Raw genomic sequence first — 15,435 nt, 5'->3', positions numbered from 1 at the left:
GTCTTCACTAGGAAATTTATTTTGCATGACTACTTATCTGTAAACATTAGAGTTCTTGCATAAGTACCTAAGCAAAATTAATTACACATTTCGATAAAGCTTTTGCCTCTTGCCTATTGCCTCTTGCCTGTCTTCACTAGGAAATTTATTTTGCATGACTACTTAATTAATTTTTGATAGTTTAAAAATGAGAAGAATAGGCATAAAATTGCATAAAATCCCTGAATAGAGCATTTAATTGATTAATGATCATTCTTAATTCTCCTGACTACTGATACTAAATCCAGTTATTAAAAACTGATTATTTATTCCCCTTTGCCTTTTGCCTCTCCTCATAACTAGCCTGTACTCAACGGATTTAGTATGACTACTGGCTCGTGACTCCTCACCTAAGGAAAGATTTTTGATTTTTGCAAGAGATCTAATCTATCGATTTTGATCCCTAAAAGCTGACAGCGGACGGCGGAAATTAATTGCGGTAAAAAGAACAAAAATGATTACAATCGATACAAAATATCAACGACTAGGATTAAATGGCTACTCATATTGTTACTGGTGTCGCGGGTTTTATAGGTTCTAACTTGGCACAAAAGCTTTTAGAACAAGGAGATCAGGTGATCGGTATCGATCAATTTAACGATTATTACGACCCCAGTTTAAAGCGCCAAAATGCCCATATTCTAGCAAAATATCCCGAATTTAAGTTAATTGAAGCGGATATACAATCCCTCGACTGGAGACAACTGTTGCAAGGAGTAGAAGTATTATTCCATCAGGCAGCCCAAGCAGGAGTCAGAGCAAGCTGGGGTGATGGATTTCGTCAATATACCGAAAGGAATATAAATGCTACTCAAATTATCCTTGAGGCCGCTAAGGAAACCCCTTCTTTACAACGGATGGTTTTTGCTTCCACTTCCTCGGTGTATGGCAATGCGGAAACGATGCCGACTCCGGAAACCCTTTGTCCCCAACCAGTTTCACCCTACGGCATCACCAAATTAGCGGCAGAAAGACTCTGTTGGCTATATCACCAGAATTTTAACGTTCCCGTCACTGCCTTGCGTTATTTCACCGTTTATGGACCGCGGCAACGTCCCGATATGGCTTTCCATAAGTTTTTTCAAGCCGCGATCGCAGGTAAACCGATTGGCATCTACGGTGATGGAAAACAAACCCGCGATTTTACCTTCATTAGCGATGCTGTAGCCGCTAATTTAGCCGCTGCTGTAGTGCCGGAAGCGTTGGGTGAGGTGTTTAATATTGGTGGTGGTAGTCGCGTGGTTTTGCTGGATGTCTTGGATACCATGGAAAAAGTCATCGGTAAACCGATCGAGCGACTGCATCAAGGATTGGCCCGGGGAGATGCCCGTCACACCGCCGCCGATGTCACCAAAGCGCGTACTATTCTAGGTTATAATCCCCAAGTCTCTTTAGCCGAAGGATTAGCCCAAGAATGGCAGTGGATTCAGGGATTATATTGTTAAGTTAATTAGGGTCTGTTGAAAAAGTTTGTTGGTGGGGGCAGGGTGTGGGGTGTAGGGTGTAGGGTTTTACCCATTTTCAGGGGGTCAATTACCTAATTTTCAGGGAAAAAGTGCCTAAATTTCCCCCCCGATCACTCCCATGCCCGGCACTTTTTGATTTCAAAAAGTCTAAAAGTCTTACCCAACAAGGTTTTTAGCTTTATTCAGCAAACCCTACATATATAACCTATCAGGTAAGGGAGGGAGACACTCCTTTTTCCCATTGCCAGATGGAACCTTGGCACGAGACAAGAGAATCGAGTCGCCCCACCCTACCGTTCCTATTTTCGTTTTTTCAGGCTAGAAGCTAACCCTAATCCTCCTAATCCCAACAAGGCAACCACGGAACCTGGTTCAGGGACGCTAGTAGCAGTCCCCTCAAGGCTAAATTGGTAAGGCCCACCCGTAGGATCAGTGCCCCAAGATGCTGATTGATCTGAACTGAAAACGTAACCATCACCAATCGTCCAACCGGGTAGTCCTGTTTGATTGAAAGATTTAGTATAACCCCAATAATACTCCCCTCCACCAGTTGTACCACTGACTAACCAGTAAGTGGTATTAGCGGCTAATGCTTGCGGAGTAGCCAAGGTAAAGGTGTTATTGGTGAGAGTGGTAGTAATGGGAGTAGGGTTAGTAAAATTCGTTATCACAGTGCCAGGTTGTCCACTGTTGTCGCTATAGAGACGAACAAACAAGTCGGTACTGGCGCTGAATTCTTGGAACAAAAGAGTAGCAGAATTAAGGTTATAACTGCTACTGCCAGTGGTAAAGCTTGATCCTTGCCACAAGTAGTCAAAGGTTATACCTCCTGTGTCTGAATTTGATTGACTTAAGTTCTCAACGAGGGTGACAGCATAAGCTTGTTGCCCTAAGCCCAAAGAAAGAAGGAGAGCAAGGCTACCTCCGCCGATTTTTGCCAGAATTTGCTGATTTTTAGTCATTTTTGGAAGTCCTAAAGACAAAAAGGGTGAAATTGGCCTTGATTGATGGTCTATCTTCTGAGCATCTGCTCGGAAAATAAACTTTGTGGTAACTTAGCACAGATTCCTCGTTTTTGGGAAAAAGTAGAGTGACCTAACCCCCAAAATCTCTTTCCTTTGCAAGGGAAGGTAGGAAGATGGAAAATTAGTTAACCTTTTGGCGATTGCTAGATGACTAAAAATAAAAGAGTGCTGATTTTAGGGGGAACAGGGGAAGCGGCGGTATTAGCGGCTAAAATTGCGGCAATTCCGGGTATAGATGCCATCGCTTCCTTTGCCGGTCGCACGAGAGAACCGATTACTCTCACAACTCCTTCTCGTCGGGGGGGGTTTGGTGGTGCCACTGGGTTAGCCAATTATCTGCGGCAAGAAGGCATTGATTGTTTAATTGATGCTACCCATCCCTTTGCCGCGCAAATTTCCTTTAATGCCGCTCAAGCCGCCTCGGATTGTGGTATTCCTCGATTAATGTTAAGTCGTCCAGCTTGGGAAAAAGTATCTGGAGATAATTGGATTGAAGTAGAAAACAATCAAGCGGCGGCGAATATTTTACCCGGGTTAGCACCGAGGATATTTCTCACTATTGGTCGGCAAGAACTGGCAAGTTATGCACACTTAAAAAACATCTGGTTTTTGATGCGGATGATTGACCCTCCGGAACCAGATGCCATCGTACCGATTGGAAAATTATTATTGGAACGGGGGCCTTTTTCCTTACAGTCAGAGCGCTCTCTTTTACAAGAATATAAGATTGGGGCGATCGTGAGCAAAAATAGCGGCGGTGATGCCACTTACGCCAAAATTATCGCCGCTAGAGAGTTGGGAATAACCGTGGTCATGGTACAACGTCCACCTGTACCTGAAGGAGAAAAAGTGGCGGATGTTAAAAGTGCCCTAGCATGGTTAGAAAAAAGACGGCTCTCTTGATGAGACCTCTTGCAAAAATCAAAAATCTTCCCTTAGGTGAGGAGTAGGGGGCTAGTATATTAGTAAGTAGTCGTGCAAAATTGATTTCTTGGTTAGGATAGGCACTCATGCAAAAGGCAATAGGCAAAAGTTTTATCGAAATGTGTAATTAATTTTGCTTAGGTACTTATAATAGACTGGAACTTAATATAGCACTTTTCACATCACTGAGGTATCGACAAGTTTTGCCAACAAAGGGTTTAAGCCCCTTGCCTATGGCTCATGCTAATGAAAACTGCTATAGTATAACAGATAATAGTCTAATAGTTTTCTTTTTCCTCCGTCACCAGAGTAATACCCGTCCATTCTCCCTTCTGATCATAAGAACGAATTAGGCGCTGTCTTTGAGTAGGAGAAAGCAACCAACCCACCTCTAAAACAAAAGGATGACCAGCAGTAATTTTCAGAGGTGTATTACAGGAAGCTCCATCGGGCAGCATCAGAATTTGCACCGGCAGCTGACTATTTTCAAACAACAATCTTTGTCCCTCAATACGAGCGCTAGAAGTGATTTGATGATCACCAAAAGTCAAAGTTTGCGAGAGATAATTATCCCCCTGACGCTCGATCGAGACATGGGTAGAATAGGCAGCAGAATTATAAAAATCTCGTCCCGTTGTCACCGCTTGTCCTCGCCATTGACCCAGTAATTGCTCCACCGTTAACATCGGTCTTTCTGGTGACTGAGAATCAACTAATTTTTCCCGAATTAAAGTCAAGCGATCGAACTCACAGCGTTCATTAAATAACTGTACGATTCTTAATCGTCTTTCTCCAGAGATTAAGCCAAATTCTGCTCCGAATTGTGAGGAAAAACTACTAAAATATAGAGAACCTTGACAAAAAGCTCCCGTCTGGCTAAATAGAATACCCTGATGCAGAGAACTATACTCTAAAATTAAATCTTCCGGCTCTCGATCGCTGTAGAGACGGCGAACCAATTGACGAATCGATTGATTATTATTAATGCCTTGCAAAGATACCAAAGTCGGGGTATCTTCGATCAAGTCGCCTTGGGGAGACAGACGAGTAAAAGAACCTTGCCATTGACCGAGATTTTTTAGTAAACATTCCCACTGGGAGAGCATAATAATTGAGGTAATTGGGGGAAATAGGAAAAAATACATGGGAACAATTCGATTAATGCACGCCAAACTCCATCGAGTGCGCGTCAGCGAGGCTAACGTCGATTATGTCGGCAGTATCACTATCGATCGAGAATTGATTGAGCGGGTCGGTATTTTGCCCCTTGAAGAGGTGGATGTGGTCAATCTTAGCAATGGTAAGCGCTTTTCCACCTACGTTTTTCCTGGCCAAACCGGGGAAATTTGCCCTAACGGTGGTGCTGCGCTGCTCTGTCAACCCGGAGATATTTTGATTATCTATGCCTACGAACAACGTCCGAGGCAAGAAGTTCTCGAAAAGGGTCATTTTGCCAAAGTTCTCGTCGCTGATGCCGAAAATCGCTGTCAGCAATTTTTTGAACAGAGCCTAATTCCCCGGAGTGATGGTCAGGGAGTGGAATTTTATAGCCAAGAATGCTGATTCTTGTCCTCAATTTGTTAACTTTCCCGTCATAATAAGAATAAGTAATGTAAATTTTCTTAGAATCAGCCCCCATGCGTGTAATTCTCATGACCGGTAAAGGAGGCGTGGGTAAAACCTCCGTCGCCGCCGCTACAGGACTCCGCTGCGCCGAACTTGGCTATAAAACCCTAGTTCTCAGCACCGATCCCGCTCACTCTCTCGCTGACAGTTTCGATCTCGAATTAGGTCACGATCCTCGTTTGGTACGTCCCCATCTTTGGGGAGCAGAATTAGATGCACTAATGGAGTTAGAAGGCAACTGGGGCGCAGTAAAACGTTATATTACTCAGGTATTACAAGCTAGGGGTTTAGATGGAGTGCAAGCGGAAGAATTAGCGATTTTACCCGGAATGGATGAGATTTTCGGCTTAGTTCGCATGAAACGCCACTACGATGAGGGTACTTATGATGTGTTGATTATCGATTCCGCACCCACGGGGACAGCTTTACGATTGCTGAGTTTGCCAGAGGTGGGCGGTTGGTACATGAGAAGATTTTACAAACCTTTACAGGGAATGTCGGTGGCATTGCGACCACTGGTGGAACCTTTTTTTCGACCGATCGCCGGTTTTTCCCTACCGGACAAGGAAGTTATGGACGCTCCCTACGAGTTTTATGAGCAGATCGAGGCTTTGGAAAAGGTTTTGACCGATAATACTCAAACCTCGGTACGTTTGGTGACAAACCCCGAAAAAATGGTGATTAAGGAGTCTTTACGCGCCCATGCCTATCTAAGTCTCTATAATGTTTCTACCGATTTAATTATTGCTAATCGGATTATTCCCGACAAAGTAACCGATCCTTTCTTTGCTCGTTGGAAAGAAAATCAACAGGGTTATAAACAGGAAATTTACGATAATTTTCATCCCTTACCGGTTAAGGAAGTTCCTCTCTACTCCGAAGAAATGTGTGGTTTACCCGCTTTAGAAAGACTGAAAGAAACTCTTTTTGCTGGGGAAGATCCGACTAAGGTTTATTACCAAGAAAACACCATTCGGGTAGTTCAACAGGAAAATAATTACAGTTTGGAGTTATATTTACCCGGCATACCAAAGGAACAGATACAACTAAATAAAACTGGAGACGAGTTAAATATTCGCATTGGTAATCACCGTCGTAATTTAGTTTTACCCCAAGCTTTGGCAGCCCTGAAACCTTCCGGAGCAAAAATGGAAGATGATTACCTGAAAATCTCTTTTAGCAACGTGGTAAAAGTGTAATTTCCCTAGATTGGGTGGGAAGTGGGGAGGTTTTCAGTGATCAGTAAACAGTGAACAGCGAACTGAAAACTCAAATCCGATCTCTGATAGCTGTCTCCCCTCAACCGTCTCGACTAGGAAATTAATTTTGCACGACCACTTATCTCTTGGATTTGGTGGGTAAAATGTACTCTAAGATATATTCCCCCTAGCGCGGGGGTGGAACTAACCACAAAGACACAAAGGACACAAAGATCGATCCTATGTAAGTTAAACTTATCACACAGAACCTAGAAGAGCCATTGTTCCCTCACCCCAATTCGTGAAATTCCTCATTGCTGCGATGCAAATTCCCCACCTGCCTAGGTGTCCGGGTGGGGACTGACGCGGGATCGTTCACCCTAATTTTGGTAAACCCATACTATAGTTCTGGACTCTGGCATTGAGATTATAGCTGATTTCGCCTTTTTGCAGGAGAGAACGGATAAAATGTTCCAGATCTGAACCGATGCGACGGAGATTATATTCGCTCAGTTCTTCCCCATTGTAGGACTCTACCAATTCATCAAACTTACTATAAACCTTATTGAGAGCCACTTCTTCCCAATTAAATTCATTATCGGGATCCACATCAAGAGTCAAAACATTGTTACTCTCGATTAATTGATTATTTTTTACTTCAGCCGTATAAATGCGAATATGACGGGTCGTGGATTTTAACAGCATGGAATCTTCAGGGTAAGTTAGACGCTATGTCTAAGATTTTGCCATGATTTGCGGCAATGGGGAATTGGGGAATTGGGGAATTGGGGAGATTGGGAAGCTGTCTCATCACCCTATCTCCCGAACAATGTTTACGGATCGACCAGAAACGTGATACTATAATAGATTGCAGTGTTTAAGCAGAGATCACGAGTCCTATGGCCTTAACCCAGACCAAAAAACAAGAACTAATCAGCCAATATCAGTCCCACGAAACCGATACAGGATCATCGGAGTTACAGGTAGCTTTCTTAACCGAGAGAATCAACCAACTGACCGAACACCTGAAAGCTAACCCAAAAGACCACGCTTCCCGCCGGGGATTACTCCAGATGATCGGTCGTCGTCGGGGACTGTTAACCTATATTCAGAAGAAAGATCAACAACGTTATCAAACCCTGATCGGTCGTCTCGGAATTCGCCGTTAAGCTTACCCCCCTTGCATCCCTACCATGGCCTCTGAATCGAAATCGACGGAGAAAAAAGAGCGTCTTCCCTTTGAGCCGCGCCAAAATAAGCGAAAAACCCCGAAAATTGCCCCTAGTCCCGTGCCACCGCCGATAAAGAATCGCTCCGAGGAAACCAGCTTAAAGGCAATTCCGCAAGCGGTCAGTCAACGGATGGCCAAACGGATGGCGGTATTTTGTGGCATTCCGACAGTATTGGGGATAACTTCCTTTTTTGGCTTCTACTGGATTATTAGCCACAATCTTCTCGAAATCCCTTCCTACGTCGCCATGCTCGTCAGTTTAAGCCTATTTGGTCTAGGTTTTATCGGTCTGAGTTATGGCATCTTCTCCGCTTCTTGGGACGAGGATCGGGTGGGGGACTGGCTAGGATGGCAAGAATTTCAAGCTAATTTTGGCAGAACGATCGCTGCTTGGCGGTCCGGCAAAAAAGAAGTGGAAGAAAAATAGATAACCTCTAGAAATCGTCAACAATAGAGATTAAAGGAAAAAATAAAGGGTTAATGCCATGATTATTGTCATGAAAGTTGGTTCCCCGGAAATTGAAATCGAGCGCGTCAGTGCCGAATTCGAGGCATGGGGATTAAGTCCTGAAAAAATCGTCGGTAAGCATAAAGTTGTCATCGGTTTAGTCGGAGAAACCAGGGAATTAGACCCCCTACAAATCCAAGAACTAAGCCCTTGGATCGAAACCGTCCTGCGAGTCGAACAACCCTTCAAACGCGCCTCTTTAGAATACCGTCACGGGGAATACAGCGAGGTTTTAGTCCCCACTCCTAACGGTGTTATCCCCATCGGCAGAAGTCATCCCGTTAGCATTGTCGCCGGCCCCTGTTCGGTGGAAAATGAGGCGATGATCGTGGAAACTGCCAAACGAGTGGCGGCAGCCGGAGCGCAATTCCTCCGGGGTGGTGCCTACAAACCCCGCACTTCTCCCTATGCTTTCCAAGGTCACGGGGAAAGCGCTTTAGAATTACTAGCGGCGGCTAGAGATGCCAGTGGTTTGGGTATTATCACGGAAGTAATGGACGCGGCGGATCTCGATAAGATTGTCGAAATAGCCGACGTGGTGCAGGTGGGGGCGCGCAATATGCAGAATTTTTCCCTCCTGAAAAAAGTTGGGGCGCAACCGAAACCAGTCCTACTCAAGCGCGGCATGGCGGCCACTATTGAAGATTGGTTGATGGCGGCAGAATATATCCTCGCGGCAGGAAATAGCAATGTCATTCTCTGCGAACGCGGTATCCGCACCTTTGACAGTAAATATACTCGCAATACCCTAGATTTATCCTGTATTCCCGTTTTAAGAACTTTAACCCACCTGCCGATCATGATCGATCCTAGCCACGGTACGGGTAAATGGGAATATGTACCGACCATGGCCATGGCTTCCCTGGCAGCTGGGGCCGATTCCTTGATGATCGAGGTGCATCCTAACCCGGCCAAGGCCCTATCCGATGGGCCGCAATCCTTGACCCCCGACCGGTTCGACCAGTTAACGCGGGAGTTAGCGGTCATTGGTAAGACGATCGGGCGTTGGCCCCAGGTTCCGGCACTGGTTTAATTAAGATGGTCAGGGGGTGAATCAACCCCCTTTTTTGGGCATAAATTTCGCTTTTCGGGGCAGTTATGGTGACAGTTCCTCTGGAGTTAAATACTGAGCAAATTAGGGGCGAAAAACGGGTAGTTTTTAATCATCTCAGTTGGTTATCCTATCGGCAAATTTTACAGGCCCTAGGGGAAAATAATCGCGCCCATTTATTTTATGATCGTGGCACTTTAGAGATTACTATGCCCCTAGAAGAACACGAGTTTTATCGAGAATTAATCGGACGTTTTATCTATTTTTTGGTGTCTGAATTGGGTTTAAAAATTAAAAGTCTGGGTTCCACAACTCTAGCTAGGGAAGATTTAGAGCGAGGAGCAGAACCGGATAATGCCTACTACATTCAAAATCAAGCCAAAGTGCTGGGAAAAAGGATTAATTTAACTGAAGATCCGCCCCCAGATTTAGTGGTGGAAGTGGATATAACCCACACGGATATTAATAAATTAGCACTTTATGCCCGTTTGGGAGTGCCAGAATTATGGCGTTTTAATGGACAAATCTGGCGCATTTATCGGTTAGAAAATGGGGTTTATCAGGAAGAAGAATTTAGTCCCACTTTTCCCCTAGTTCCGAAAACTAAACTCTATGAATTTTTAGCCACTGCTAAAGAGGATGAAGTGAGGGCAGAAAAGAATTTAAGAGCATGGGTTGTTAGTCAACTAGCTGAAAGTTGAGGTAATTATGGTGACAGTTCCTCTGGAGTTAAATACTGAGCAAATTAGGGGCGAAAAACGGGTAGTTTTTAATCATCTCAGTTGGTTATCCTATCAGCAAATTTTACAGGTCCTAGGGGAAAATAATCGCGCCCATTTATTTTATGATCGTGGTACTTTAGAGATTACTATGCCCCTAGAAGAACACAAGTTTTACCGAGAATTAATCGGATTATTTATTCGGATTTTGGTGGTAGAATTGGGTTTAAAAATTAAAAGTCTGGGTTCCACAACTCTAGCTAGGGAAGATTTAGAACGGGGGGCAGAACCTGACAATGCTTACTATATTCAAAATCAAGCTAAAGTGCTAGGAAAAAGGATTAATTTAACTGAAGATCCGCCCCCAGATTTAGTGGTGGAAGTGGATATAACCCACACGGATATTAATAAATTAGCACTTTATGCCCGTTTGGGAGTGCCGGAATTATGGCGTTTTAATGGACAAATCTGGCGCATTTATCGGTTAGAAAAGGGGGTTTATCAGGAAGAAGAATTTAGTACGACTTTTCCCCTAGTTCCCAAAACTAAACTCTATGAATTTTTAGCCACTGCTCAAGAGGATGAAGTGAGGGCAGAAAAGAATTTAAGAGCATGGGTTGTTAGTCAACTAGCTAAAAATAATTAACTAGGGTTTGCGGCAAAAAGTTTGTTGGTGGGGTTAGGGGTTAGGAGCCGGTCGTCAGGAGTCAGGAGTCAGGAGACAGGAGAATTAAGAATGAGTAATAATTAATTAAATGGTTTATTTAGAGATTTTCTGCCAGTTAATCTGGCTCTCCCCTACTTGTGGTCATAAGAAAAAGTTATGAAAAAGTCAGAGATTCAAATTTTCCTAGCTCACGCTAGTGAGGACAAACCAGCAGTTTTGGCACTGCATGAGCGCCTTAAGCAAGCGGGATATAAACCTTGGTTGGATAAAAAAGACCTGATTCCGGGTCAAATTTGGCGAGATGAAATTCCGAAAGCGATTAAAGCTAGTCAGATTTTTCTCGCCTGTCTGTCAGCGAAATCAGCTAATAAGCAGGGATACATCCAACGGGAGTTGAGGATTGCACTTGATACCTTGGGAGAGATGCTACCGGGGACAATTTTTTTTATTCCCATGAGGTTAGAAGAATGCGAAATTCCTGATCTGCGACTTGCAGAAGTTAGCTTGAATCTGCAAGATATTCACCGGCTTGATTATTGGCAAGAAGACGGATTTGAGCAACTAGAAAGAGCAATTGGCTATCAGTTCAAGCTTGAACCGGAAGAGCCAAAACAACTGTTATCAGTATTTAACTTTGAGGTGGTGGGAGTAAATGCGAAGGGTGAGCAAATTAGAAAAGAGTCGAAACAGTCCCAATATTTCAGGGAAGATCTGGGCAAAGGCATCACCTTAGAAATGGTCGCCATACCGGGGGGAACTTTCCTGATGGGAACAGAAGATGAGGAAATCGAAAGACTGGTTAAAAAATTTAATTGGGAAGGATTTAGAAGGGAAAGACCACAACATGAAGTAACTGTCCCACCCTTCTTTATGGGTAAATACCCCATCACCCAGGCCCAGTGGCAAGCGATCGCCTCTCGCACGGATTTAAAAGTTAAACAAGACCTTGATTTCAAGCCAGCCTATTTTAAAGATCCCCCCAAACCCCCCTTAAAAAGGGGGGCTTCCGATTCCCCCCCTTTTGAAGGGGGGGCTAGGGGGGGATCGCCCACGCACTGGGATAGACCCGTGGAACAAGTCAACTGGTACGATGCGATCGAGTTCTGTGCGAGATTATCAAAACTAACGGGAGGGGAATACCGACTTCCCAGTGAGGCGGAATGGGAGTACGCCTGTCGTGCTGGAACCACCACCCCGTTTTACTTTGGGGAAACCATTACGGGGGAATTGGCTAACTACAATGCCAGTAATACCTACGCCGATGAACTGAACGGAGAATATCGAAACGAAACAACTCGCGTGGGACAATTTCCCCCAAACGCCTTTGGACTGTACGATATGCACGGCAATGTCCGGGAGTGGTGCGCCGATACTTGGCACGATAACTATGACGGTGCGCCGACGGATGGCAGTGTCTGGATAGAAAATGGTAATGATAATCGTTCTCCTCTGCGGGGCGGTTCCTGGGGCTACAATCCTACTTACTGCCGTTCCGCGATTCGCTACGACTACTACTTCCGCCGCGTCAACCGCATCAACAATTACGGTTTTCGGGTAGCCTGCGTTTTCGGGAGAACTCTCTAACCCTTTTTCCTTTTCCCCCTTTTACCCTCATTCCCTATTTTTTCTTTTTTCTTTTCTTTCCCGCCCTTGGGCGGGTCAATTTTGTAGGGGGCGAACTCGACCCATTTGGTCGATTTTTGCTTAACAATTGTCAAGGATTGTTAAGATGCGCTTACCCTGCACTTTTCCCCTAGTTCCCAAAACTAAACTCTAGGAATTTTTAGCCACTGCTCAAGAGGATGAAGTTAAAGCAGAAAAGAATTTAAGAGCATGGTGTCAACAGACTTGCAAAAATTAGGTGGGCAATGCCCACCCTAATCTTAGGATGGCGGTTTGTAGGTAGAAGCAACGGATAATTCCTTTAATTGCTTCGCTGCCACTGTTGAAGGTGCAGAAGTGAGTAAACAACTAGCTTGCTGGGTTTTCGGGAAAGCAATCACATCGCGAATCGATTCTTCTCCTGCTAACAACATCACCAAGCGATCTAAACCGTAGGCGATGCCACCGTGGGGAGGGGTTCCGTATTCAAAAGCTTCTAACAAAAAGCCGAATTTATTATAGGCTTCCTCTGGGGATAGACCGATGGTGGCGAAGACTTTTTCCTGTACTTCCCGTTGATAGATCCGCAAACTGCCGCCACCGATTTCAATACCATTAAAAATCATATCGTAGGCTAGGGCGCGAGCCTGGGCTAGATCCTCTAAATCTTCGGGATTAGGGGCAGTGAAGGGGTGATGCAATGCTTCTAGGCGTTTTTCCTCGGCGTTGTATTCAAACATCGGGAAATCCGTCACCCAGAGGAGGTTGATTTTCTCGGGATCAATTAATCCCAATTGTTCCCCTAAAACTAAGCGTAGGCGGGATAGGGATTTATTGACTGTATCGGTATCTCCTGCCCCAAATAAGAGCAGATGCCCCGGTTTTGCGCCAGTCTTCTCGATTAAAGCCTGTTTTTGTGCCTCTGTCAGGTTATCTTTAATCGCACCGATGGTATCAAAATCGTAGTCCTCGCGCACGCGGATGTAGGCGATTCCCTTCGCACCCGCATCGGTGGCTTCTTTGAATAAATCCCCACCCGGTTTGATTCTGACGTTAGAAATCGCCTCGTTACCGTTGGGAATCGGTAAAACTTTCACCGTTCCCCCACTAGCGATCGCACCTGAAAACACCTTAAATCCCGAATCGGCAAAAATCTCCGCCACATTGACCAATTCCAAGCCAAAACGGGTATCAGGGCGATCGACCCCATAGCGATCCATAGCCTCAGAATATGTTAAACGGGGCAGGGGCAGGCTTATATCGATATTTTTGACTTTTTTGAAGATATGAGCGATTAAAGCCTCATTGAGGGCTAAAATCTCGCTTAAGGAGAGAAAACTCATCTCCATATCCAACTGAGTAAATTCCGGTTGACGATCAGCGCGTAGATCTTCATCGCGGAAACAGCGAGCGATTTGATAGTAGCGATCCATTCCCGACACCATTAATAATTGCTTAAATAGCTGCGGTGATTGGGGTAAAGCGTACCATTGGCCGGGGTTGACACGGGAAGGAACCAGATAATCCCGCGCTCCTTCGGGAGTCGATCGAGTTAAAATTGGCGTTTCCACTTCGATAAAATGCTGTTCATCTTCGAGAAAACGGCGCATTTCCTTGACAACTTGGTGACGTAGTTGTAAATTCTGACTCATACGCTCCCGGCGTAGGTCTAGATAGCGGTATCGCAAGCGCACATCTTCCCGGACTGATTCACTTTCGGAACTGGAGACGACAAAAGGCAGTTGTTTAGTAACCCCGTTGAGAATCTCGATGCTAGTGGCGTAAATTTCGATTTCTCCGGTGGCAATGCGCGGGTTAAGGGATTCGGTAGGCCTTTGACTGACTGTTCCCGTCACCTTGATGACATACTCGTTTCTGACGGTTTCAGCGATGGGATAGGAAGCGGGAGTTCGTTGGGGATCACTGACGATCTGGACAATACCACTGCGATCCCGCAGATCAATAAAAATAACGCCACCGTGATCGCGACGGCGATCGACCCAACCGAAGAGGGTGACACTTTTTTCAATTTCGATCGCGCTAAGGTCGCCACAGTAGTGAGTTCGCATAGTCTAACTAGAGAATTACTTATATTACGAATGTAGTATAGAAAGGATGTGGCCAGAAAAAAATCAGACGGCCTTGCTTATTATGCCAGTATTTTGTCGCTCTTGTCCTCTTGTTTAGGGTATTTTTATGGTCTTCTAGTCCTCGGCTATCGGCTTTTCGCGGATCGGCTATAATCAACAAGGCTCATCTAGCAGTTACCAATTTTAAACGATTAAAATCATGAATTCCTTAGAAAAAAAAATGGTGGAACTGTTAAGAGAACTCAGGGAAGATCACCATGTTTCAGGGGTAAAAGCGGAATTCGAGACGGAAGGAACCCGACTGACGGAAGCGATGCGGTTGAAAGAAATTAGTCTGCAAGCGGGGGTGGATTTTAATCTGAAAATCGCTGGTTGCGAAGCGATCAGAGATATATTTGATGCGGTTAATTTAGGAGTCGATCGCTTGATTGCTCCCATGGTAGAAACAGCCTACGCTTTACAAAAATATCTGCGGGCAGCTAGGAGGATTTTAGCTGATCAAGGGGTGGAAGATGTGGAGTTATTGGTTAATATCGAAACGATTACTGCCTGTGAAAATTTTCAGGAAATGTTGGCGATTCCAGAGATAAAATCTCTCCATGGTATCGTCATCGGACGGATGGATTTAGCCTGTTCTTTGGGATTAACTCGCCGGGATGTGAATAGCAAGCAAGTTTTGGATCTGGCTTTACCTTTGGCAAAAAAAGCTAAGGCTGCCGGTTTGACTGTTGCCATTGGGGGTGGAGTGTCACTAGATTCTTTACCGTTTTTCAAAATGTTCTGCCAAGGACATTTTGACCGATTCGAGACGCGCAAAGTTATCTTTGATTGTCCCCAAGCTTTGGATAATTTCAGTTTAGCTTTGCCAAAAGCGATCGAGTTTGAATTACTCTGGCTAGAGAATAAAAAAAATTATTATGGTGCTATTGTTCGTGAAGATGACCAGCGTTTAGAAATCCTCCATAATTTACTTTTTGGTTAAAGATATTGGTCACTTCGATCGACCGCTCAAAACCTAGGCAGCAAAGTTATACGGATGTGGATTCATTGGCTCTTCTCGACTTTGTGTAATAATTTTTGCTTATGGAATTGTGAAATGCTTATCGGGCAAGACTTTTATGGCTGTTTTGCCGAAGAAACTATCAGTATAGACCTCGTTTCCACACAGAAACTAGAAGAGCCAAGAGAGCCACTTATTATGAATAACTTCTGTTAAGTAAGTAGTTATAATTAAATTGAAGATAGATTTTGCCTCTGATCCCCCCTGCACCCCTTGATAAGGGGGGTG

Annotated in this window: 15 protein-coding genes and 1 pseudogene; 12 read left to right on the top strand and 4 right to left on the bottom strand. The window is 44.6% G+C overall.

Annotated features, from left to right (window positions below; translation table 11 throughout):
- Positions 1–533 precede the first annotated feature (533 nt).
- Positions 534–1,484 carry an NAD-dependent epimerase/dehydratase family protein gene (locus PN470_RS02280; protein WP_103113016.1) on the top strand — a complete coding sequence of 317 codons (951 nt, stop codon included), beginning with the start codon at positions 534–536 and terminating at the stop codon, positions 1,482–1,484.
- Between the two features lie 320 nt (positions 1,485–1,804).
- Here the strand turns inward: PN470_RS02280 and PN470_RS02275 are convergent, their stop codons facing one another.
- Positions 1,805–2,467, bottom strand: coding sequence for a choice-of-anchor R domain-containing protein (locus PN470_RS02275; protein WP_103113017.1), 663 nt, complete (start codon positions 2,465–2,467; stop codon positions 1,805–1,807).
- A 210-nt stretch (positions 2,468–2,677) separates the two neighbouring features.
- On the opposite strand from PN470_RS02275, the gene PN470_RS02270 reads away from it, so the two are divergent.
- A complete protein-coding gene (locus PN470_RS02270) occupies positions 2,678–3,433 on the top strand; it encodes a cobalt-precorrin-6A reductase (RefSeq protein WP_271935091.1) in 756 nt (251 codons plus the stop codon).
- A 299-nt stretch (positions 3,434–3,732) separates the two neighbouring features.
- Here the strand turns inward: PN470_RS02270 and PN470_RS02265 are convergent, their stop codons facing one another.
- Positions 3,733–4,560 carry a DUF3598 family protein gene (locus PN470_RS02265; RefSeq protein ID WP_002777025.1) on the bottom strand — a complete coding sequence of 276 codons (828 nt, stop codon included), beginning with the start codon at positions 4,558–4,560 and terminating at the stop codon, positions 3,733–3,735.
- A 37-nt stretch (positions 4,561–4,597) separates the two neighbouring features.
- Between PN470_RS02265 and panD the strand changes: the two genes are divergently transcribed.
- Together panD and PN470_RS02255 are read left to right on the top strand one after the other, a co-directional pair.
- Positions 4,598–5,017: an aspartate 1-decarboxylase gene (gene panD / locus PN470_RS02260; RefSeq protein WP_002738909.1), complete on the top strand. Its 420-nt coding sequence runs from the start codon at positions 4,598–4,600 to the stop codon at positions 5,015–5,017.
- Positions 5,018–5,091: 74 nt separating this feature from the next.
- Entirely contained in the window at positions 5,092–6,279 is a 1,188-nt protein-coding gene (locus PN470_RS02255; RefSeq protein ID WP_002741890.1) for a TRC40/GET3/ArsA family transport-energizing ATPase, read from the top strand.
- A 375-nt stretch (positions 6,280–6,654) separates the two neighbouring features.
- Here the strand turns inward: PN470_RS02255 and PN470_RS02250 are convergent, their stop codons facing one another.
- Complete coding sequence (locus tag PN470_RS02250) at positions 6,655–6,984, bottom strand: NAD(P)H-quinone oxidoreductase subunit M (protein ID WP_002738864.1); 330 nt, start codon at positions 6,982–6,984, stop codon at positions 6,655–6,657.
- A 194-nt stretch (positions 6,985–7,178) separates the two neighbouring features.
- Here PN470_RS02250 and rpsO point away from each other — a divergent pair, with 194 nt between their 5' ends.
- The 7 genes and pseudogenes from rpsO to PN470_RS22085 all read left to right on the top strand — a co-directional run.
- Complete coding sequence (gene rpsO / locus PN470_RS02245) at positions 7,179–7,448, top strand: 30S ribosomal protein S15 (protein ID WP_002741886.1); 270 nt, start codon at positions 7,179–7,181, stop codon at positions 7,446–7,448.
- Positions 7,449–7,472: 24 nt separating this feature from the next.
- Complete coding sequence (locus PN470_RS02240; RefSeq protein ID WP_002738795.1) at positions 7,473–7,937, top strand: PAM68 family protein; 465 nt, start codon at positions 7,473–7,475, stop codon at positions 7,935–7,937.
- A gap of 58 nt (positions 7,938–7,995) precedes the next feature.
- Positions 7,996–9,051 (top strand): 3-deoxy-7-phosphoheptulonate synthase, encoded by a 1,056-nt coding sequence (gene aroF, locus PN470_RS02235; RefSeq protein WP_103113021.1) that lies wholly within the window; start codon positions 7,996–7,998, stop codon positions 9,049–9,051.
- 65 nt (positions 9,052–9,116) lie between these two features.
- Positions 9,117–9,770, top strand: coding sequence for a Uma2 family endonuclease (locus PN470_RS02230; protein ID WP_103113022.1), 654 nt, complete (start codon positions 9,117–9,119; stop codon positions 9,768–9,770).
- A 7-nt stretch (positions 9,771–9,777) separates the two neighbouring features.
- Positions 9,778–10,434 (top strand): Uma2 family endonuclease, encoded by a 657-nt coding sequence (locus PN470_RS02225; protein WP_272103535.1) that lies wholly within the window; start codon positions 9,778–9,780, stop codon positions 10,432–10,434.
- A gap of 177 nt (positions 10,435–10,611) precedes the next feature.
- Positions 10,612–12,039, top strand: a complete 1,428-nt coding sequence (locus PN470_RS02220) for an SUMF1/EgtB/PvdO family nonheme iron enzyme (RefSeq protein WP_271935094.1) — start codon at positions 10,612–10,614, stop codon at positions 12,037–12,039.
- A gap of 160 nt (positions 12,040–12,199) precedes the next feature.
- Positions 12,200–12,316 (top strand): annotated as a pseudogene (locus PN470_RS22085) (Uma2 family endonuclease); the annotation flags it as partial.
- 22 nt (positions 12,317–12,338) lie between these two features.
- Here the strand turns inward: PN470_RS22085 and aspS are convergent.
- A complete protein-coding gene (aspS, locus tag PN470_RS02215) occupies positions 12,339–14,126 on the bottom strand; it encodes an aspartate--tRNA ligase (protein ID WP_271935095.1) in 1,788 nt (595 codons plus the stop codon).
- 220 nt (positions 14,127–14,346) lie between these two features.
- Between aspS and PN470_RS02210 the strand changes: the two genes are divergently transcribed.
- Positions 14,347–15,129: an aldolase/citrate lyase family protein gene (locus tag PN470_RS02210; protein ID WP_271935096.1), complete on the top strand. Its 783-nt coding sequence runs from the start codon at positions 14,347–14,349 to the stop codon at positions 15,127–15,129.
- Positions 15,130–15,435 lie beyond the last annotated feature (306 nt).

The organism is Microcystis sp. CS-574 (assembly GCF_028329095.1).
GTDB lineage: Bacteria > Cyanobacteriota > Cyanobacteriia > Cyanobacteriales > Microcystaceae > Microcystis > Microcystis ichthyoblabe_A.
The sequence above is the reverse complement of the archived record's forward strand: the minus strand, read 5'-3'. Positions and strand labels throughout refer to the sequence as shown.